Genomic DNA, 18,862 nt, shown 5'->3' on the forward strand with positions numbered 1-18,862 from the left:
AGTACGGCGACGCCTATTTATCCTGTAGCAGCTCTTGCAGGTTGAGCATCTCTTTGCCCACCACTTCGCCACTCTGGGCCAGGTTGTCGTAGCGGAAGAGGATGAACCCGCTATAGCTGGTCTTGGTGCGGCTGTCTTTGACCATGCGGGCAAGATCGTCGCCGTTTTGGGTGAAGCCGCTCTCGCTGTCTCCCACCCGGTAGGCGGCCAGGCCGATGTACAGCTTGACCGAGGGCTCTTTCATATAGGCGTTCCACTCGCTGATCTTGACGTCGAAGCGGGCGCTGGGCAGCGGGTGCTCGTACCCCCAGTAGATCTGGGGCGCTATGTAGTCGATATACCCCTTTTGCGCACACCAGGTCTTGACATCGCTGTACATGCTGTCGTAGCAGTTGTTCACATTTCCCTGTGGGCTGATACCAAAAGTACAGTCGGATCGCAGGCTGTGCACGGTCTGATATACCTGCTTGACCAGTGTATCGACGTTTTGGCGGCGAAAATCGCCCCGCGCGAGCGTGCCGCCAGCGGCGGTGTAGCGGCTGTAGGCGGCGGCATCGAAGCTGTCGTCGATGCCGGAGGGGTAAAAGTAATCGTCGAAATGGATGCCGTCGACCTGATAATTTTTCACGATCTCGGCCACGCCGTCGACGATGAGCTGCTGTACCTCGGGGATCGCGGGGTTATAATAGAGACCTTCGCCCACCTGGACCACCCAGTCGTTTTTAGTCTGTTCGTCGGCAAACCACTTGTAGCCCGGATTTTCGGTACAGGGGGCCGTTCCCTCGGTGCTGGATATGCGGTAGGGATTGACCCAGGCCTCGATGGTGAGGCCTCTATCGTGGGCCGACTGCACCATGACTGCCAGCGGGTCGAAAGCCATGTGGTCGCCCTGTTTACCGGTGATATACTGGGAGGAGGGAAACAGCTGGGACCGGTACAGCGCGTCGCTGAAGGGGCGCACCTGTACGATCACGGTGTTGAGCCCCATATTCACACAGTTATCGAAAGCAGAATTTATACTATTTGTAAATTCCATCTCAGTCTTGCCCTGCAGGCGATCTTGCAAGTCGAGATAGGAAAACCACACCGCCCGGTACTCGCCGGTGTTTTTGACCGAGTTCTCTTCGGCAGTGACTACCGACGGTGCAGCGCTGCTGGCCGACTTTTTGCCGTCGCCGCCGGAGAGACCGCGCATCAGCATGAAGGTGGCCCCCACCATGACCAGGGCGATGAGCAGGGCCAGCCCCTGACCGCCGCCCCGGCGCTGGCCCCGGGCCTGCTTTTTGGGGGTTATCTTTTTGCCCATGTGCGCCCCCCTACGCCAGCTCGGCAGCGATGTAGCTGCCGGCCATAACGGCGGCCACGGCGCCATCGGCGGCGGCAGTCACCAGCTGCCGCACCTGTTTTTGGCGGGTGTCGCCGGCGGCGAATACACCGGGGACGCTGGTCTTGGTATCCTCTCCGGCCAGCACGAAACCGCTCTCATCGAGCTGTATGCTGTCGGCAAAAGGGGTGTTTTGGGGAATGCGGCCCACCGCCACGAACACGCCGTCGACGACCAGTGTCTGCTGCTCTTGGGTGACCACGTTCTGACACCGCAGCGCGCTCACCTTATCTTGCCCCTGGATCTCGAGGGGGATGGTGTTGTAGAGAATCTCGATATTGGCGCGCTTTTTGACCGCATTTACGTTGTGCTGCTCGCCGCGGAAGGTATCGCGGCGGTGCAGGATATAGACCTTTTGGCACTGGTTGGACAAAAACAGCGCGTCCTCCAGCGCGGTATTACCGCCGCCGATGACTGCCGTCACCTTATTTTTATAGAAGTTGCCGTCGCAGGTGGCGCAGTAGGACACCCCGTGGCCGGTGTATTTTTGCTCGCCGGGGATATCGAGCTTGCGGCTGATGACGCCGTTTGCCAAAATGACCGCCTTGGCGCGGTACTCGGTCTGGGCCGTATACACCGTTTTGATGGGGCCGGAAAAATCGTGCCCCTCGATCTGCTCGTAGCGCACCTCGGCCCCGTGGGACACAGCCTGCTCGTACATATTGGTGGCCAGCTCTACCCCGGAGATCTTGGCGATGGAGGGGTAGTTTTCCACCTCCCAGGTGTTGATGATCTGCCCGCCGTGCACGTTGCTCTCGAGCACGATGACCGAGTTGCCGCCGCGGGCGCCGTACATCGCCGCAGTGAGGCCGGCCGTGCCGGCGCCGATGATGAGGATATCTACTTCTTGTGGCTGTCTCTCCATGATCGTTTCTCCTATTTGTTCACAGGTGTGGCGCCGGCACACAGCAGCCCACCGCCCCCGGGCGGCAGCCACACCTTGTCCACTACTTCTACTATACAGGCAGTGTTGCCTGTTTATGCCATTATCATACCCCATTTTTGGCGCCGTCGCAACCGAGCCGCAACCGAGATGCGGCGGTGAGCACGGCGGCGATACAGGTGGGCTTTGGAAGTCCAACATGTGTAAGATATACATGATATTGGGGAATATCAGGAGACAATTCGTTGTATATGAGAATATTTATACATTTATATGGATATTTTTTAAAAAATCGTTGCCATTTTTGCCCGGCTGTGCTACAGTAACAACATAAAATATAGTCACACCGTTACCGCTAGGAGGAAAGCCCATGAAAGTCGCCGTCATCTCCCCTTTTTCCCCGCCGCTGCAGCAGAAGATCCGCGAAGCCGCTGCCGGCTGCGAGGTCACCTTTTTTGATCGACCGCTCACCGCGCAGGAGATCGGCCAGTACCACATCATCGTGGGCAACCCGGCCCATGCACTGCTGCCCCAGGCGACCAACTTGAAACTGCTGCAGCTCATCAGCGCCGGCACCGACGGCTACACCGACAAGGCAGTGTATCCCGGCGACGACGTGGTGCTGTGCAATGCCTCCGGCGCGTACGGCGACGTGATCGCCGAATTTATGCTGGCCATGCAGCTGTGCCTGCAGAAAAACCTGCACCTGTACCGCGACAATATGGCGCACCCGGCGTGGGAGATGCTGCCGGCCGGAGCCGGGGCTGCGGGGGCCACGGTGCTCTGCCTGGGCACCGGTGATATCGGCGGCCACTACGCCCAAAAGGTACAGGCGCTGGGCGGCTATACCATCGGGGTAAAAAATACGCCGGCGACGGAGCTGCCCGGCTTTGACGAGCTGCACACCACCGGCGAGCTGGACGCGCTGCTGCCGCGGGCAGACGTTATTGCCATGAGCCTGCCAGACACCCCGGCCACCCGCGGCCTGATGGGGGCCGACCAGTTGGCCCGGTGCAAGCCCGGCGCGCTGCTCATCAATGTGGGGCGCGGCACCGCGGTGGACACCGAGGCGCTGCTGCAGGCGCTGCAGAGCGGCCGCCTGGGCGGGGCGGCGCTGGATGTGACCGACCCGGAGCCGCTGCCGGCCGACCACCCGCTGTGGCGGCAGCCGGGCTGCCTGATCACCCCGCACGTGACCGGCCGCTCGAACGACCAGGTGACCAAAAAGGCGATCGCCGAGATCGCTGCGGCCAACATCGCCAGCTTTTTGCAAAGCGGCAAGCCGGTGCGGGCGGTGGACTTTAAAAAGACCTATTAAAAGCGATCTTACTTCTTTTGACCCTATTGACTACTCAGAAGGCGCGGGCCACGCAGGCCGGTCCCGGCGGCGTGTATCCGCGCTCTCTTTTTCACTTAAAGGAGGCTCTTTATGTCTGACTATTCTGTCTCGCTGGCCAGCTACACCATCGGCGCTGACGCCTACGACAAGTTGGCGGCACACTGCCTGACCTGCGGCAAAAAGGCGCTGGCCGTGGGCGGCAAGACGGCACTGGAAAAGGCGCTGCCCAAGATACAGGCGGCGCTGGCCGGCACCGGCGTGGAGCTGGCTGACCCGCTGTGGTACGGCGGTGAGTGCACCTATGAGAATATCGATCTGGTTGCCGCAGCGGCCGGGCAGTGCGGCGCCGACATGATCCTGGGCGTGGGCGGCGGCAAGGCGCTGGACACCGCCAAAGGCGCCGCCCAGCGGGCGGGCGTGCCGGTATTTTGCCTGCCCACCATCGCCGCCACCTGCGCGGCCACCTCGGCCCAGTCGATCGTGTACACGGCCGACAGCGTCTTCGACTCGTTTTACTTTCTCGACGGGCCGGCCGCCCATGTGTTCATCGACACCCAGATCATCGCCGAGGCGCCGGTCAAGTACCTGCGCGCCGGTATCGGCGATACGGTGGCCAAACATTACGAGTGCGCGCTATCGGCCCAAAACGACGAGCTGGCCCACTCTGACGCGTTGGCTGTACAGGTGAGCGGGCTGTGTGTGGGACCCATTCGCCGCTACGGCCTGCAGGCGCTTGCCGACTGCCGGCAAGACATAGCCACCTTTGCCCTGGAGCAGGTGGTGCTGGCCATCATCGCCACCACCGGCATGGTATCGGTGCTGATACAGGACAAGTATAATGGGGCGCTGGCCCACAGCCTGTTTTACGGATTTACCATCCTGCCCCACTTTGAGGAGCACTACCTGCACGGCGACGTGGTGGGGTATGGGGTGCTGGTACAGCTGGCGGTAGAAAAACGGCAGCAGGAGCTGGCAGAACTGTACCAGCTGTTTGCAGACATGGGGCTGCCCACCTGCCTGGCCGACATCGGCGTGCGCTGCGACCGGGAGGAGCTGGCCCCCATACTGGCCGAGACACTGGCCGGGGCGGACATGGAGTATTTGCCTTGGCCCATTACCGGCGAGATGGTATTGGCCGGCATTGAGCAGGTAGAGGCGCTGGCGGCGCCGGCCAAGGTATAGGGGGCGCAGTGACATGAAAAACAAGTACATTGCCAAGCGGTACTGGAAAAACACCGATACAGCCATGGCTGCCAGCGGTAAGCTGGCCGGGCTGTACCCCGACCTGATCAACCTGGCCATCGGCGACCCCGACCTGACCACCGACAGCCGCATCATCGAGGCGGCCATGGCCGACGCCGAGCTGGGGCACACCCACTACACCGGCACCCTGGGCGACGCCGAACTGTTGCAGGCCATTGGTGCGTATTACCGCGAGATGTACCGGTACGAGATCCCCGGGGACGGGTGTATCGTGACGGCCAGTGCCTGCCACGGAATGTGGCTGGCGCTGGAGGCCATTTTGGACGACGGCGACGAGGTCATCATCCCCGACCCGTACTTTACCCCGTACCCCTACCAGGTGGAGCTGGCCCGCGGCGTACCGGTGTTTTTGCCCACCTATGAGAGCGAGAACTTTCAGATCGACATCGGGCGGCTGGAGGGGCTCATTACCCCCCGCACCAAGGCCATTATTTTAAACACCCCCAACAACCCCACCGGCAGCTGCCTGTCGCTGGAGACCTTACAGAAGGTCGGAAAGATCGCCGAGCAGTACGACCTTCTGCTCATCGCCGACGATATCTACACCATCTTCAGCTTTGAAAATCCGTTTATCCCAGTGACCACCCTGCCCGGGCTGGCCGAGCGCACCATTACCGTGTGCAGCTTTTCGAAGGACTACTGTATGACCGGCTGGCGCATCGGCTACAACTTGGCGCCGCCCGAGATCGTGGCGGTGATGCGGGATATCAACGAAAATGTGGTGTACACTGCGCCGGCGCCTTCACAGCGGGCGGCGCTGCACGCGCTGAAGCTGCGCCATCAGGTACAGCCGGCCATCATCGACGAGTTTAAGACCCGGTTGGACTACGCCTACCAGCGCATCTGCCAGATCGACTACCTTTCGGTACTGCCGGTGCGGGGGAGCATCTACCTGTTTGTCAACATCCAAAAGACCGGGCTGACCTCGGCGGCTTTTTGCCGGAGACTGCTGGAGCACTACCACATCAACGCGATATCCGGCGAGGCGTTTGGCGCCTGTGGTGAGGGCTACGTACGGCTGGCGCTGACCGTGGGCGTGCCGGCCCTCAAAGAGGCCTTTGACCGGCTGGACCCCCACCAGTTTTAGCCGACAGGCGGGGCCGCTCCCGCTTGACACAGCTGCAGGGCTTTTGTGCCGGACCGAAATGGCCGTACAGTTGACTGCGCACTGCTCCTGGCGGCGTTTGGGACGCCCCGCTGTGGCGCAGTTGCGCCGCGGTGGGGCTAAAGACCGGCTGTGCTAGAACGATAACGAGAAAAAATCGCTCACCCCACTTGCCTTTTTAAATGGGGTTTGCTATAATATCTAGGTCAGAGCGCTGCTCTGGCCCAGATAGATGGAGCGGTATCGAAGTGGTCATAACGGGACTGACTCGAAATCAGTTGAGCCGCAAGGCTCCGTGGGTTCGAATCCCACCCGCTCCGCCAGTGTAAAAAGGCCCGGACGAAATCGTCCGGGCCTTTTTGTAATCCTTACAAATTTCTATAGATTTGCGCAAAAGCTGGACAACGCCGCCCGCTAGAGATATGATATTTGTGTACGTATAAACGGTGAATGACACCAATCGGTGCTGCCCCACCTGTAAAAATAGATTGGCACTGGTCTTTTTTGACGAGGAGAGGGAAAATGAACGTTTTTGAACAGTATGAATCTGAAGTCCGTTCCTACTGCCGCAACTACCCCACCGTGTTCGAGTACGCCAAAGATGACATTCTCACCGACGAGAACGGCAGACGGTATATTGACTTTTTCTGTGGTGCCGGGGCGGTGAACTACGGTCACAACAACGACTACATCAAGGAAAAGCTGATCCGCTACCTGCAGGAGGACAAGATCCTGCACTCGCTGGACATGTATGCCACGGCCAAGCGCAGCTTTATCGAGTATTTTGAGGAGGCCATATTGGCGCCCCGCGGGCTCGACTACAAGCTGCAATTCGTGGGGCCCACCGGCACCAACGCGGTAGAGGCGGCGCTGAAACTGGCCCGCAAGTACACCGGCCGCAGCGGTATTTTTGCCCTGATGGGCGCCTTTCACGGCATGACCATGGGCTCGCTGTCGTTGACCACCGACGCCGACTCCCGCACCGGGGCCGGGGTGGCGCTGCACGACGTGACCCACATCCCCGCCCCGTACATGTTCCCCGCGCTGGATACCATCGAGTATATCGAGACGATCCTGTGCGACGACCACTCGGGCATTGCCAAGCCGGCGGCCATCGTTATCGAGACGGTACAGGCCGATGGCGGCGTGTACCCGCTGGACATAAAGTGGCTGCAGCGGCTGCGGGCGCTGTGCGACAAATATGAGATCCTGCTCGTCGTCGACGATGTACAGGTGGGCTGTGGGCGCACCGGCACCTTTTTCTCGTTTGAGCGCGCCGGCATCGTGCCGGATATCGTGACCCTCTCTAAATCTATCGGCGGGTACGGACTTCCCTTTGCTATGGTGATGTTAAAGCCGCAGCTGGATGTGTGGGCTCCCGGCGAGCACACCGGCACCTTCCGCGGCAACCAGCTGGCCTTTGTGTCGGCCAAAGCGGGGCTGGAGTATATGCTGGAACACGATATCGAGGCCGAGACCCTCCGCAAAGGTGCGATCGTCGACCAGTATTTGCACCGCGAGATACTGCCGCTGGACGAGCGGCTGCAGGTGCGGGGCATTGGGCTGATGTGGGGCATTGATTTCGCCCGCATACCCGGCGCCAGCAAAGAGATGATCACCGCCTGCTTTGAGCGGGGGCTGGTCATCGAGCGGGCCGGGCGCGGCAACGATGTGCTGAAGATCATGCCGCCGCTGATCATAAGCGACGACAACCTGCAAAAGGGACTGGAGATCGTAAAAGAGGCACTGCAGGCAGTGCTGGCGGCGCATCCCGCACAATAAGAGAGTATGCCCCACTGGGGAAAAGGCGGGCCGCCCTGTATGACTGGCGGCCCTGCCCTATTTAGGAGATACCGGGCAAAAGCCCGACGGGAAGGTGACGATTTTGAAGAGGTGTATTGCCACAGCTGGAATGGCCGCATAAATGCGGGCGGCGCTGTGCCGGCGCGCCGGTGCCGCCTGCCGTAATCGCGCAGGAGGACACTATGGCTGTTCCAGAGAAGAGATCACCCTATCCGCGTACCGGCGACACCGAGACGGTATACCTGAACCGCGTGGTCACCGGACCCAACATCGTCGTCGGCGACTATACGATGTATAACGACTTTGTCGACGACCCCACCCAATTTGAAAAAAACAATGTGCTGTACCACTACCCCATCAACGGTGACCGGCTCGTCATCGGCAAGTTCTGCTCGATCGCCTGCGGGGCAAAGTTTTTGTTTACCAGCGCCAACCACACTCAGCGCTCTCTGTCCACCTATCCGTTCCCGCTGTTTTTTGAAGAGTGGGGGCTAAACAGGCGGCAGGTGACCGACGCCTGGGACAATCGGGGCGACATCATCATCGGCAACGATGTGTGGATCGGCTACCAGGCGGTGGTGCTCTCGGGCGTGCATATCGGCGACGGAGCCATTATCGGCGCCCGAGCTGTAGTGACCGGCGATGTAGCCCCCTACACTGTAGTGGGCGGCGTGCCCGCCCGGCCCATAAAGGAGCGCTTTGACCGCGATACGGTCGCGCGGCTACAACAGCTGTGCTGGTGGGATTGGCCGGTCGAAAAGATCAGGTACTGCCTGCCCTATTTGACCCGGGGAGAACTCTCTGAGCTGCCGCTGACGGGCGGCTTGTGATGGGCATCGGACGGCTGCCATAAAAAGTTATTATGTAAGAGCGGGAGGAATGATCCTCCCGCTCTTTTTAACTGTTTTAGGCCTACTTTTTAAAGGGGAACCCAGGGGAGTCTTGCGGATGAAAAGCTTCTGCTGGCGGCAAAAAACAAGCTATCTGGTGCTGCTGCTAAGAGACGTGCCGTCACTTTGTGCGATATGCAGCTTGCCGGTGGCTGATGGCGGCGGTATGATAGTATTAGCTTATAGAACACAGCTTTTGCTTGTTTCGTATAGAGAGGAGGAGCCTTATGCCAGGGGCCTACTTTGCACCCGGCAGTGTAACTGCCCGCATGGCGCGCTGGGTGATGGACTCGGTGACTGAGCGCGACATTGCGCGGACAGTGACGGCGGCGCAACTGGCGGCGGTTCGAAGGATCAGCTTGGTGGGAGACGGAGCCACCTATATGGCGGCGGTGGCCATGTGCCCCCTGTTTGCACCGCCGGCAGCGAACGGCATATTGCCGCTGGTACAGGCCTACCGGGGGCAGCCATATACCGGTGGCGGCGCCACTGACTGCCCTTGGGCTTGGCCCGATTCGGGCGATCATCTGCTGGTCGACCTTACCCGGTTGGCCCATGAGCGGCAGGCGGTGTGTGGTGATGGCGCATTGGCCGGCCATCCACTGCTTTCCTACATGATAGCTGTGTGGGGCAGTTTGTTGCTGGCACAAGCTCTGCACCGCGCACAGGGTCGAGAGCGGACGGATGGCGCCAGTCTGCTGCGGGGGTACTTTGAGCCGTCGGACGGAGATGACCGGGCCTCACCGGTGGCTCAACAGCTGCACCGGTGGTTGACGGCGGTGCAGCCGACATGCGTGCACTGCGTTGCCGACGGCCCCGACCGGGCGGCGGCACAGTATTTGGCGTGGTACTTGGAAGAGGCCCTGTGCGTGCCGGCGGCCGACATGAACAGCGCGCATTGGCTGCACCAAAACCTGCCGGGCCGCAACTCGAGACAGGCGGCGGTGTTCATCGCCGGCGGCCAACACCGCGACACGTTTGACCGGGCAGTTGCCGCTGCAACTATATGCCGGCGGCCGCTGCTGGTACTAACCGGACACCCGGAGCGCTTTGAGGTGGATTCACTGCCGTTGCCGGTGGTGGCGCCCCACTGGATCGGGCCGCTTTTATACCCGCTGTGGCTGCACGAAGCGCTGGCGTCGCGGGCGCCACAGCACGATATGAGATATACGGCCAGGGAGGTGTGAGACACTATGCCCAGCGACTTAAAACAGTGGCTCGAGTGCAGGGCGGCACAGTACGTTGCCGGTCAAGGAGCCAACACGATCACCCCTCAGCAGGCGTTGGCCCCACCGCTGGCCGGACTACAGATATTTGACGCGCCGCTGTTGGGCTTTGGGCGGGCCGATGACCCCCTGTTCGATACCTTTTTGAGCCCGCAGATCATTGGGCCACACTACCTGACACCCAGACAGTGGATGCCGGGCAGCGTATCGGTGGTGTCGTTCTTTTTGCCGTTTACTGCTGCTGTGCGGCACGCCAACCGGCAAAATTTCAGCTGGCCGGCGCTGGCCTGGCTGCATGCCCGCATAGAGGGGCAGGCGCTGGTGACGCAGCTGGCCCGACACCTGTGCGAAGGTCTGCAGCAGCGGGGCTACACTGCCATGATACCGCTGCTGGACGAGCGCTTTCGCATCGACGACGCACCTTTTCCCGGCGACCGTCAATTTCGATTTGGCAACACTACCAACTGGTCTGAGCGGCACGCCGCCTATGTGTGCGGACTGGGCACCTTTAGTCTGTCGCGGGCGCTCATCACCCGCCGGGGAACAGCTGGTCGACTGGGCAGTCTGCTCACCGACGCTCCAATAGAGCCCGACGAGCGGCCCTACCACACTTATGACGCCTACTGCACCCGCTGCGGCGCCTGTATACGGCACTGTCCGGTAGGGGCTATTACCCTGCAGGGCGGCAAGAGCAACGCCTTATGTGGGCGCATGGTGATGGACACCAACATCGCCTATGGCGACTATTACGGCTGCGGCAAATGTCAGGTAGCTGTCCCCTGCGAGTCGGCGATCCCCGGCCAGCCGACCGATCTGCTGAGATCTGCCCCGTGAATCCGGGCAGGAACGGCTCATGTAAGAAGGCGTCACGACAGATGTCTATTTCGTTCCATGCGCACCAATAGCCCGGCAATGACGACCTTAGCTGCCGCTGCCAGGCGTTTGTATGCTCATTGGGCGGTTGCCCCTGTGCGCTGCTGCGCCCCATTTTTGCCACATGCCGTAACTGTTTTAGATATACTGTAATAACTGTAGATGTTATATGTTGTTCAACTATTTCACAATCGTGTTATTTATGAGGCGTGAGCAACTCGGTCACCGACAGGCCGGTGCTGCGGCTGAGCTTGTCGAGCATGCGCAGCGAGGTCTGCACTTCGCCGCGCTCGATCTGCGCGTAGCCACGGACGCTCATATGGCTCTCCCAAGCCATATCTTCCTGAGAGAGATCATGCTCTGACCGATAGCGCACCAGATTTTGTGATAAAATTTCTCTGGAATCCAAAGTTCTCACTCCCCCGCCACAATTGTAAAAATGAACCGCTTTATTTTCCAGACATTATCATGCCTTGACAATTTCAATATGCACAGATTTGATACATATCTGTAAAGCGGATATGCAAATGTCATCAGCATTGTCTGCTATGGGCCGGGTGGGAAAGACAGCAAATAAAAAGTGCCGGGATACTATGTCCCGGCACTTTTTGAGGTGATTTGGGTGTTGCGCAGTGGGCAGTTGGGCCATCCGGTCGGTCAGCTCTGCGCCGATATATCTATAGATCTACTATATAGGAAAAGCCGTTGCTCGACAACTGCCGGCAGACGGGATATACCTTTTGAAGGTGCAGGTTGCCATGTGGCAGGACGGTAAAAAAGCAGTACTGATACCGCATTGACTACTTTGACAGAAAAAGAAAAAGCGCCTGACCCTGCATGGTCAAGCGCTTTTTTGATGGAGCAGGCGATGGGAATCGAACCCACAACCTCAGCTTGGGAAAATAAATGCATTGTTTTCACAGATGGCAATGCAATGCCATTTTCCGCATACCTATGCGATTTTTTAATTTTCAGCACTGGTGCCCACTGCTATTAAACGGGGGAAAGTGTCGTACAAGTGTCGTACTTTTTATGACTGCCCATCTGCCTTTTGTACTCGGTTTAGCTCTGCCCTCAGCATATCGATATCACCATGTCCATACACCTTGGAAAGCATCTTTAAGTCACTCCACCCACCAAGTTTTGAAATGGCAAAAAGGCTCATACCTGCGTTTGCCCAATAGGAAGCAGCCGAGTGCCGTAGCTTGTGTGCAGACAGCAGCGGCATGTCTACTTTTTTGTTCGCATAGTACTTAATCATTTCGCGCATAAATGGTTGATACACATAATAAGTCCAGTTGTGTGGACTTTGCACGCCGCCTTTTGCGCTATGAAAAATAAATTCTGTATTTACTGCCTTTAGTGGTGTTTTATTTCGCACACTACCGCCTAAATAGATTGTTTTAGGCTTTTGTAAGATCATCTTGTATAACCAGTCTGGCAAAGGATAATCTCTTGATCTGAACTCATTTTTTAGTTCGTCATTGCCAACGTATACTTCCCACTTCCCTGTCAAGGCGTTCTTTTGGTCAACTACTCCCCTACGAATATGCATCACTCTATCGCTTGTGATATCCGTCCACTTTAACCCTAATAGTTCGCTGCGGGACACACCACACACGAGCAGTATCAGTATGCACAGCCCGTTCTTATGTGTCTTCGCGTAGTCAATAATCAAATCTATCTGCTCCGCTGTGTAGAATGCGGGCCCATCTTTTTTACAAGACACTTTCTTTTTAACCTTAACGCTGCGCGTTACTGGATTTTGCAGGCAAATCCTGTTTTCAACAGCCGTCTCAAACATACCATCGAGTAGCGATCGCATTTTGCCGACGTATCCGGGCTCGACCTTTTTTAGCGCATGGTCTAGAAATGCCTGAATATCCACAGATTTGATCGAAGACATCGGTTTATCCTTAAAGTACGGGAGGATGTGCCTTCTGATAGGTATCTCGTAGTTATTGGCGTATGTATTATCTTTCACAGTCCCTAATATATACGTTTTCAGCCAAAGCGGCGCCCATTCTGTCACTGTGGTGGTCGTATCTACTACGGGCATATCGTTGGCCAGGTCCAGCTTATATGTTTCATATGCTTGCTCGGCTTCCCTTTTTGTGTGGCCGTAAAATGACTTTCTAATCGCTGATCCGTCTGGCCTCTCCCCTACCTTGCGTTTGATCTCTATTAGCTTCTGCTTTTTCTCTCTTGCAGTGGCTTTTTTTCGCGCCATGATTGCCCCTCCTATAAAGCTGTGGTATTATAAGAGGGTAGATTGTCCGTCAAGATCATCTACCCTTACTCGAGCCAGTGTATAGTTGCAGCTATATGCTGGCTTATATTTTTGATTAAAAGTTCACCTTGCGCGTACAAATTTTATGTGGTATCATATAAGTGTAGATTTTTTGGAGAGAAGTCTACCGTAATTTCGAGAGCCTGTCCAGTGTAGCAAGCGCTGGGCAGGTTTTTATAATATCAGAATTAGTAGTGACAGAAATGCTGTGTAAAGTCCATATCCTCCTAAAACACCTGTCAAGAAACGAAGCCAATTGGTTGATTCCCGCCAATTGGCCAGCTGTGTAAGCCCATCCAGTGCCAAGGGCAATAGAAGGATGACTGCTACAGCTTTTGGTTGAATAACAGGTATCAGCAAAATTGACAGTATATTTCCAACAAGTAATCCTGTACAACGAGCGCATACCGGGAACTGATATCCATGAATGAAAAAACTGCGTTTTGGCATCTGGTGACATCCGGAAAACTCACCTATGCGCATAAGTTTCATCCAAATGTCTATACCTTGAATTTGTTTCCGCAATTTCCGCAAACCCAATATGTATTCGTCTTCGTCTTTCCTTTACCCATTCCACACAAACCGCATAGAAAACCTACAGGGCCAAATACCAAGGTGCCAAGGCAGCCTTTGCCTGCGCCAAATCCTTTTGTTTTTCCATTTGTCTCCTGGATAATTTGACAGTTCTCACTTCCACACTTAGGGCATTTCATTGTTTACTTCCTCCTCAAAAAAATGATAAAATAGTTCTGTAGATGGTTGGTCCCATTTACATATCTTTTGGCCAGTCGACAGAGGCAGCTGTTGGCTGGTCTTTGATTGTGTCTTGAAAAAGTGTAGGCGGCGTACAGAGCATCCTATACTCAGCTAACGGCTCGGGCACACCCATTGCGGCAGACGCCTGCTGTACTGTGCCTAGTTGTAGCTGCTGGATGTAGTCATCGTCGTACAAATAGCACACAGCGAACTTGTCAGCCTCGCGCTCATACCGGCTTGATAGTAGGTATGTGTGGTTATCCATATAGATACGGTTTAGATCCTTGTGCATAAGCAGGTGGCCTAGCTCGTGCGCACACACAATACGACGTTGCCAGTCATCTAAACTATTATCTATATAGATGATCTTGCACCGCGAGATACGGTGGCAAAAACCGCGCACACCTTGTAATGGTGCGTCAATGACGATAACATCAAGCGCCCGGGCCAGCTCATATGGGTCTCTGGTACGGTATTTGGCAGCTGTTTGGTCTGCCAGTTGCTTGATTTTCATTCTATCCCTTCTTATATTTCTTAGGGGTATACTTTTCCTTGTTCCGCAGTTTTGCGGCCTCTAGCCCCAATTTCATAGCCTGTAGGATTGATTCACGCGCTTCATCGCTAAGTGGATCCCCATCAAACATCAGCCCCTCCCCGCTCTCCAACGATTGACTCAATGTCTCGAGCTGACGGGCTATATCGCGCTCATCCTTTTTTGTAAGGGTGGGCGCTTTTTCTGTTTCGTTACCTAGTAGATAGTCAACAGACACTCCAAAGTAATTGGATATCTTAGCCAGATATTCTGATGATAAAGTTTTTTTTCGGCCCATTTTTAAATCCGATACTGTGCTGCGACTAAAGCCTAAATCAGCACACATCTTGCCAGGTTTTATTCCCCTGTCTGCACAAAGGGAAGACAGTGTTTCATATAATGTGCGCATAAAAGTACCTCCATTTTGTACAAGTCTACAAATGTACTTTTATAAGCACAATATGCATTGACTTGTACGCAGATAAGTACTAATATAAAGACATGAAAAGTACTTATCGACGTGCTATAGATTGTTGACACTTTCATAATAGTACGTGTACAAGTACTTGTCAACATAGAAAGGAGGTTTTCCATGTCTAAATGTAAACTTTGTGCGTTTGGTGTAAAAGCAAAGCAAAAATTGGTGGAAATCGGCGAAACGCAGCAGTGGCTTGAAGAGGAAATTAAAAAGGATACCGGTATGTATGTTGACAACGGGTATCTATATAAAATTTTCACCGGCCAGCGCACAGCTCCCAAGATCGTCGCCAGCATCAACCGTATCCTACAGCTAGATGATAGCACAGAAACTATCCGTTAAATCGGACAGTAAACCATTTGACAAAAAATAGAAAGGAGGAAACGCCATGGGCGCAAATACTTATCAACACGCTGTGCAGTCACTGCTACAAGCGCCTGCCTCAGTAATCGAAGATCTGCAAAAACTGGACGAGCTTATTACTCGATATCCCAGGCTCATTCCCGCAGAGGCTGCAGCGCAGTTTCTGGGAATGGATAAAGATGCTTTTAAAAAGGTTTTATCCTCTGGACACTGTCCATTCGGTGTAGCAAAACCTATGCAGGGCGGCCGCAATGGCATTTACAAAATTCCATCCACACAGTTTTGGCTTTGGTATCGGCTAAGCATGTGCGTGAGTGGCTTATGAAAGGAGGTGGCTGCATGATACATAAAATAGCCGGTACGCTGTCGGCACTCGGGCTTTTTCTAACGGCTGCTATGTCTGATGGCGGTGGAATCTCACCGGCTCAGTCACTCTTTGCCGGACTTATTTGTCTTTTGGGCCTAGTAGTTTCAGTAGAGTACCACTGGTACAGTCAGCTAAATCACAAGCAAAAAAGAGACCGCCCCCAGTGCTGCAACACTGAGGACGGGCCCAAAAATAGAATCTGCAACCATAATGTACAACCGATCGACCGGTTTGTCAAATAGGAGGCACCCGTCATGAGTGAAAAATCTTTTGTGTTATTAGAACGCATCGAATTGATGTCAGATCTGCTCATAGGACGCACATTGGGACGAGAGGCGGATGTCTATATCGATATTATCCAGGAGGCTGTGCAGACCATCCGTGCCTTAGAGGAGAATGAGACAGATGTGTGATATCTGCCGGCATAGTCCCTGTGATCTCAAATGTCCCAATTCGAACAGCATCTATGCGCCGCCTACCTGTATATGCTGTGGCGCACCCGCGGCATATTTGCTGGGCAATCACCCGTACTGTGCGGACTGCGTGGACGTAGCGATATACGGAGAAGCGTGCGAAGAAGACGTAGAAGAGTACATACAGAGCGATCTGGCTGATTTTGCTGCTTGGATGGTCCATACTGGCCGCACTAAACCAAAGCACCTGCAAGAGGATCTATGAAGATCGCGAGAGGAAAGGAGAACTAAAATGGCAATCATTCAGCCATCAGAGATGGATTTTACCAATAAGCGCTTTTCCATGATCATCAGCGGCAGCCCTGGCACCGGTAAGACTACACTGGCGCTGTCTGCCCCCAACCCGGTACTCATCGACTTTGATAAGGGAGTGTCCCGCGTCCGGGCCGCACACCGTAAGCTTACCATCGAGGCCGAGACCTACGAAGAGGTACTACAGGATATGCAGAGCCCTACTGTACAGCGCTGTCAGACCGTCGTGATCGATACCGGCGGTAGCTTCGTCACCTTTCTGCAGGACTGGGCTATGCGCCAAAATCCCACGCTTAACCGGCAGAAGAATGGTGCGATCTCCCTGAAAGGATTTGGCGCCGTAAAAGCGGAATTTGTCCGTTTTACCAACCAGCTAAAGTATGTCCAGAACAAAAATATCATCTATGTGTTCCATACAGTGGAGCAGCGTGACGGCGATGTAACCCGCCAGAGACTCTTATGCGAAGGCGCTGCCCGCGATATCGTGTGGCAGCCCTGCGATCTGGGGTGTTTTTTGCAGATGGTCGGAGATGACCGGGTGCTGGGATTTTCGCCCACCGAACAGTATTTTGCCAAAGGCTGTTATGGAGTGCAGGGCCTGATCAAAATGCCCAAGCTGGATGAGGGAACGCCCAACGACTTTTTAACAAAGCTGTTTGCCCGCGCCCGTGACTACATACAAGCTGAGGCTGATCAAGTAGCTGGTCAGCAGGATGCCTACCAACAGACCATGGCACAGATCGAGAAAGTGCTGAGTGCTGTACAGGATGCCGACAGCGCAACACAGGCAGCTGAGCTGTTACGGCATATGGAGCACCATCTGACCAGCCAAAAAGAGGCTTCTTCCCGGCTTTCTGCACGGGTAAAAGAATTGGGCCTGCGCTGGGACAAAGAGGCTGGCTGTTATGTGTCCAAGAACTAGGTATCTGCTCACGCAATCGCTGCTGCAGGCCTGGCTTTGGCAATATCGAGCCGCTGATACAGAGCGAGCCCATCAGGACTTTTTGAGAGTCCTACGGCGTGAGCCGACCGAACGGTCGAAAGCCATGCAGGACGGTATCGATTTCGAGGATCTGGTGACCGCCGAATGTGCCAGTACCAGCTCAACGGATAAGCACAAATGGGCTGCCGGTATCGAGCAGGTGGCACAAGTTGTGCAGGGCGGGGCCATGCAAGTGCCGCTCTCCTGCCGGCGGCAGGTATCCGGTGTGCCGCTGCTATTATACGGTCGACTGGATGTGCTGAAAGCTGGCGAAATATACGATATCAAATTCTCTCATCGCTACCGGTCGGGCAAGTATTTAGATAGTCCACAGCACCCCATGTATTTGGCCCTGTGCCCGGAAGCTGCAGGATTTACCTACTTAGTAAGTGATGGGCATGACCTCTATCAAGAACGCTATACGCGTCAGGACACACCACCCATAGAAGAAACGATAGTGGATTTTCTACACTATCTGGATCACAGCCAACTGTCAGAAATCTATTTTAAAAATTGGAGGGCACGATGAGCGAGTTTAAACAGGAGTTTTTACAGATCTATCGCACGCATATTGCCAGGACCGGAGCGGACAAGCTTTTAGCCTGGTTGGAAACGACCGATTTTTTTACAGCACCAGCCTCGACGCGTTTTCATGGCTCCTATCCGGGCGGCCTGTGCGAACACAGCGTCCATGTGTATCAGCGACTTCGCGCTGAGATGGCAGAAGATATAAAGGCTCACACACAACGAGAAGAAAGTATTGCTATCTGTGCACTGTTGCACGACCTTTGTAAGGCAAATTTCTATAAAGTGAGCACCCGCAATGTAAAAAACGAGCAGACCGGCAAGTGGGAAAAGGCACCCTTTTATCAGGTTGAAGATCAGTTCCCCTATGGCCACGGCGAGAAGTCGGTATTCCTCATCGAGCGGTTTATCCGGCTGTCTACAGAAGAAGCAGTGGCGATCCGCTGGCACATGGGCGGATACGATGAAGCAGTAAAGGGCGGCAGTTATGCCCAGTCGGCGGCTTTTGACAAGTATCCTCTGGCACTGGCTCTACATCTGGCCGACATGCAGGCTACTCATATGGATGAGATATCTGATTAGATCAGCTGAAAGACATATACAATTTGATTTTTCACACCATTAAGTGGAGGAATATACATGAGCATTTTTGACGGCTACAAAAGAGAAGAGTATCACCACCTGACCCCGGGCGACTACCGTGTGGTCATCACCGAAGTGCAAGAGGCAGTCAGTCGCACCAGTGGCAACCCTATGCTGATCGTATCCGTAAAGCCCAACGGTTCAGACATCACCATCAAGCATTATATCGTGAAGAATCAGTGGTTTAACCGCAACCTCACCGAGCTAAAAGACAGCTTCAAGATCGCCGAGGGGGACAATGAGATCCTGGGATGGATCGGAGCCATGGGCGCCGCCAAGCTCATCGAGGACGACAACGGCTACATGAAGGTGCGCCGCTTTATCTCTCCCCAGAGACAAGCGGATCTGCCCGAATGGCAGGGAGAAGCCCCGCAACGGCAACAGGTGTCCGACTTTTCCCAGGTAGATCTCGACGATGATGACCTGCCTTTTTGAT

22 protein-coding genes and 1 tRNA gene are annotated in these 18,862 nt (G+C 55.2%); 15 read left to right on the plus strand and 8 right to left on the minus strand.

Going from position 1 to position 18,862, the window contains the following annotated elements; translation table 11 throughout:
* Window positions 1-13 precede the first annotated feature (13 nt).
* Window positions 14-1,306 (minus strand): glycoside hydrolase family 10-like protein, encoded by a 1,293-nt coding sequence (locus H8K20_RS12315; protein ID WP_186488623.1) that lies wholly within the window; start codon window positions 1,304-1,306, stop codon window positions 14-16.
* Between the two features lie 10 nt (window positions 1,307-1,316).
* Entirely contained in the window at window positions 1,317-2,249 is a 933-nt protein-coding gene (trxB, locus tag H8K20_RS12320; protein ID WP_186488624.1) for a thioredoxin-disulfide reductase, read from the minus strand.
* Between the two features lie 388 nt (window positions 2,250-2,637).
* Here trxB and H8K20_RS12325 point away from each other — a divergent pair, with 388 nt between their 5' ends.
* From H8K20_RS12325 to H8K20_RS12360, 8 genes are all read left to right on the plus strand, one after another.
* Window positions 2,638-3,585, plus strand: a complete 948-nt coding sequence (locus H8K20_RS12325) for a D-2-hydroxyacid dehydrogenase (RefSeq protein WP_186488625.1) — start codon at window positions 2,638-2,640, stop codon at window positions 3,583-3,585.
* A gap of 111 nt (window positions 3,586-3,696) precedes the next feature.
* A complete protein-coding gene (locus H8K20_RS12330) occupies window positions 3,697-4,788 on the plus strand; it encodes an iron-containing alcohol dehydrogenase family protein (protein ID WP_186488626.1) in 1,092 nt (363 codons plus the stop codon).
* A 13-nt stretch (window positions 4,789-4,801) separates the two neighbouring features.
* Window positions 4,802-5,956, plus strand: coding sequence for an aminotransferase class I/II-fold pyridoxal phosphate-dependent enzyme (locus H8K20_RS12335; RefSeq protein WP_105204580.1), 1,155 nt, complete (start codon window positions 4,802-4,804; stop codon window positions 5,954-5,956).
* Window positions 5,957-6,208: 252 nt separating this feature from the next.
* A tRNA-Ser gene (locus tag H8K20_RS12340) sits at window positions 6,209-6,297 on the plus strand.
* Between the two features lie 199 nt (window positions 6,298-6,496).
* Window positions 6,497-7,756 carry a diaminobutyrate--2-oxoglutarate transaminase gene (gene ectB, locus H8K20_RS12345; RefSeq protein ID WP_186488627.1) on the plus strand — a complete coding sequence of 420 codons (1,260 nt, stop codon included), beginning with the start codon at window positions 6,497-6,499 and terminating at the stop codon, window positions 7,754-7,756.
* Window positions 7,757-7,959: 203 nt separating this feature from the next.
* On the plus strand, window positions 7,960-8,607 hold the full coding sequence (locus H8K20_RS12350) for a CatB-related O-acetyltransferase (protein WP_186488628.1): 648 nt from the start codon (window positions 7,960-7,962) through the stop codon (window positions 8,605-8,607).
* Between the two features lie 287 nt (window positions 8,608-8,894).
* Window positions 8,895-9,854, plus strand: coding sequence for a hypothetical protein (locus tag H8K20_RS12355; RefSeq protein ID WP_186488629.1), 960 nt, complete (start codon window positions 8,895-8,897; stop codon window positions 9,852-9,854).
* A 6-nt stretch (window positions 9,855-9,860) separates the two neighbouring features.
* A complete protein-coding gene (locus H8K20_RS12360; RefSeq protein WP_186488630.1) occupies window positions 9,861-10,727 on the plus strand; it encodes a 4Fe-4S binding protein in 867 nt (288 codons plus the stop codon).
* A 235-nt stretch (window positions 10,728-10,962) separates the two neighbouring features.
* Here H8K20_RS12360 and H8K20_RS12365 read toward each other — a convergent pair whose 3' ends face one another.
* From H8K20_RS12365 to H8K20_RS12390, 6 genes are all read right to left on the minus strand, one after another.
* Complete coding sequence (locus H8K20_RS12365; protein ID WP_105204575.1) at window positions 10,963-11,175, minus strand: helix-turn-helix transcriptional regulator; 213 nt, start codon at window positions 11,173-11,175, stop codon at window positions 10,963-10,965.
* A 248-nt stretch (window positions 11,176-11,423) separates the two neighbouring features.
* Window positions 11,424-11,744: a hypothetical protein gene (locus H8K20_RS12370; protein WP_186488631.1), complete on the minus strand. Its 321-nt coding sequence runs from the start codon at window positions 11,742-11,744 to the stop codon at window positions 11,424-11,426.
* 52 nt (window positions 11,745-11,796) lie between these two features.
* A complete protein-coding gene (locus tag H8K20_RS12375) occupies window positions 11,797-12,996 on the minus strand; it encodes a tyrosine-type recombinase/integrase (protein WP_186488632.1) in 1,200 nt (399 codons plus the stop codon).
* A gap of 234 nt (window positions 12,997-13,230) precedes the next feature.
* A complete protein-coding gene (locus H8K20_RS12380; protein ID WP_341480855.1) occupies window positions 13,231-13,548 on the minus strand; it encodes a DUF2085 domain-containing protein in 318 nt (105 codons plus the stop codon).
* 277 nt (window positions 13,549-13,825) lie between these two features.
* Window positions 13,826-14,326 carry an ImmA/IrrE family metallo-endopeptidase gene (locus tag H8K20_RS12385; protein WP_186488634.1) on the minus strand — a complete coding sequence of 167 codons (501 nt, stop codon included), beginning with the start codon at window positions 14,324-14,326 and terminating at the stop codon, window positions 13,826-13,828.
* 1 nt (window position 14,327) lies between these two features.
* The gene (locus H8K20_RS12390; RefSeq protein WP_186488635.1) at window positions 14,328-14,753 is read right to left on the minus strand and encodes a helix-turn-helix domain-containing protein; all 426 of its coding nucleotides are present in this window, start codon (window positions 14,751-14,753) and stop codon (window positions 14,328-14,330) included.
* A gap of 183 nt (window positions 14,754-14,936) precedes the next feature.
* On the opposite strand from H8K20_RS12390, the gene H8K20_RS12395 reads away from it, so the two are divergent.
* The 7 genes from H8K20_RS12395 to H8K20_RS12425 all read left to right on the plus strand — a co-directional run bounded on the left by H8K20_RS12395 (window position 14,937) and on the right by H8K20_RS12425 (window position 18,861).
* A complete protein-coding gene (locus tag H8K20_RS12395) occupies window positions 14,937-15,164 on the plus strand; it encodes an XRE family transcriptional regulator (protein ID WP_186488636.1) in 228 nt (75 codons plus the stop codon).
* A 46-nt stretch (window positions 15,165-15,210) separates the two neighbouring features.
* Window positions 15,211-15,510, plus strand: a complete 300-nt coding sequence (locus H8K20_RS12400) for a hypothetical protein (RefSeq protein ID WP_105204569.1) — start codon at window positions 15,211-15,213, stop codon at window positions 15,508-15,510.
* Window positions 15,511-15,806: 296 nt separating this feature from the next.
* The gene (locus H8K20_RS12405) at window positions 15,807-15,965 is read left to right on the plus strand and encodes a hypothetical protein (RefSeq protein ID WP_164998169.1); all 159 of its coding nucleotides are present in this window, start codon (window positions 15,807-15,809) and stop codon (window positions 15,963-15,965) included.
* A gap of 292 nt (window positions 15,966-16,257) precedes the next feature.
* Window positions 16,258-17,199, plus strand: a complete 942-nt coding sequence (locus H8K20_RS12410; RefSeq protein WP_105204567.1) for an ATP-binding protein — start codon at window positions 16,258-16,260, stop codon at window positions 17,197-17,199.
* A complete protein-coding gene (locus tag H8K20_RS12415; RefSeq protein ID WP_186488637.1) occupies window positions 17,183-17,788 on the plus strand; it encodes a hypothetical protein in 606 nt (201 codons plus the stop codon). Before H8K20_RS12410 ends, H8K20_RS12415 begins: the two co-directional genes overlap by 17 nt.
* The gene (locus H8K20_RS12420; RefSeq protein ID WP_186488638.1) at window positions 17,785-18,366 is read left to right on the plus strand and encodes an HD domain-containing protein; all 582 of its coding nucleotides are present in this window, start codon (window positions 17,785-17,787) and stop codon (window positions 18,364-18,366) included. Before H8K20_RS12415 ends, H8K20_RS12420 begins: the two co-directional genes overlap by 4 nt.
* Window positions 18,367-18,423: 57 nt before the next feature.
* Window positions 18,424-18,861, plus strand: a complete 438-nt coding sequence (locus tag H8K20_RS12425; protein ID WP_105204564.1) for a hypothetical protein — start codon at window positions 18,424-18,426, stop codon at window positions 18,859-18,861.
* Window position 18,862 lies beyond the last annotated feature (1 nt).

Origin of the sequence: Neobittarella massiliensis (ex Bilen et al. 2018), from assembly GCF_014269355.1 — a bacterium.
In the GTDB taxonomy this organism is placed as follows: Bacteria; Bacillota; Clostridia; order Oscillospirales; family Ruminococcaceae; genus Neobittarella; species Neobittarella massiliensis.

What these genes read in the sequence shown, in the direction of transcription:
- H8K20_RS12315 (WP_186488623.1), bottom strand. Translation starts at nt 1,306, where the DNA reads ATGGGCAAAAAGATAACCCCCAAAAAGCAGGCCCGGGGCCAGCGCCGG.
- trxB (WP_186488624.1), bottom strand. Translation starts at nt 2,249, where the DNA reads ATGGAGAGACAGCCACAAGAAGTAGATATCCTCATCATCGGCGCCGGC.
- H8K20_RS12325 (WP_186488625.1), top strand. Translation starts at nt 2,638, where the DNA reads ATGAAAGTCGCCGTCATCTCCCCTTTTTCCCCGCCGCTGCAGCAGAAG.
- H8K20_RS12330 (WP_186488626.1), top strand. Translation starts at nt 3,697, where the DNA reads ATGTCTGACTATTCTGTCTCGCTGGCCAGCTACACCATCGGCGCTGAC.
- H8K20_RS12335 (WP_105204580.1), top strand. Translation starts at nt 4,802, where the DNA reads ATGAAAAACAAGTACATTGCCAAGCGGTACTGGAAAAACACCGATACA.
- ectB (WP_186488627.1), top strand. Translation starts at nt 6,497, where the DNA reads ATGAACGTTTTTGAACAGTATGAATCTGAAGTCCGTTCCTACTGCCGC.
- H8K20_RS12350 (WP_186488628.1), top strand. Translation starts at nt 7,960, where the DNA reads ATGGCTGTTCCAGAGAAGAGATCACCCTATCCGCGTACCGGCGACACC.
- H8K20_RS12355 (WP_186488629.1), top strand. Translation starts at nt 8,895, where the DNA reads ATGCCAGGGGCCTACTTTGCACCCGGCAGTGTAACTGCCCGCATGGCG.
- H8K20_RS12360 (WP_186488630.1), top strand. Translation starts at nt 9,861, where the DNA reads ATGCCCAGCGACTTAAAACAGTGGCTCGAGTGCAGGGCGGCACAGTAC.
- H8K20_RS12375 (WP_186488632.1), bottom strand. Translation starts at nt 12,996, where the DNA reads ATGGCGCGAAAAAAAGCCACTGCAAGAGAGAAAAAGCAGAAGCTAATA.
- H8K20_RS12380 (WP_341480855.1), bottom strand. Translation starts at nt 13,548, where the DNA reads ATGAAACTTATGCGCATAGGTGAGTTTTCCGGATGTCACCAGATGCCA.
- H8K20_RS12385 (WP_186488634.1), bottom strand. Translation starts at nt 14,326, where the DNA reads ATGAAAATCAAGCAACTGGCAGACCAAACAGCTGCCAAATACCGTACC.
- H8K20_RS12390 (WP_186488635.1), bottom strand. Translation starts at nt 14,753, where the DNA reads ATGCGCACATTATATGAAACACTGTCTTCCCTTTGTGCAGACAGGGGA.
- H8K20_RS12395 (WP_186488636.1), top strand. Translation starts at nt 14,937, where the DNA reads ATGTCTAAATGTAAACTTTGTGCGTTTGGTGTAAAAGCAAAGCAAAAA.
- H8K20_RS12400 (WP_105204569.1), top strand. Translation starts at nt 15,211, where the DNA reads ATGGGCGCAAATACTTATCAACACGCTGTGCAGTCACTGCTACAAGCG.
- H8K20_RS12405 (WP_164998169.1), top strand. Translation starts at nt 15,807, where the DNA reads ATGAGTGAAAAATCTTTTGTGTTATTAGAACGCATCGAATTGATGTCA.
- H8K20_RS12410 (WP_105204567.1), top strand. Translation starts at nt 16,258, where the DNA reads ATGGCAATCATTCAGCCATCAGAGATGGATTTTACCAATAAGCGCTTT.
- H8K20_RS12415 (WP_186488637.1), top strand. Translation starts at nt 17,183, where the DNA reads ATGTGTCCAAGAACTAGGTATCTGCTCACGCAATCGCTGCTGCAGGCC.
- H8K20_RS12420 (WP_186488638.1), top strand. Translation starts at nt 17,785, where the DNA reads ATGAGCGAGTTTAAACAGGAGTTTTTACAGATCTATCGCACGCATATT.
- H8K20_RS12425 (WP_105204564.1), top strand. Translation starts at nt 18,424, where the DNA reads ATGAGCATTTTTGACGGCTACAAAAGAGAAGAGTATCACCACCTGACC.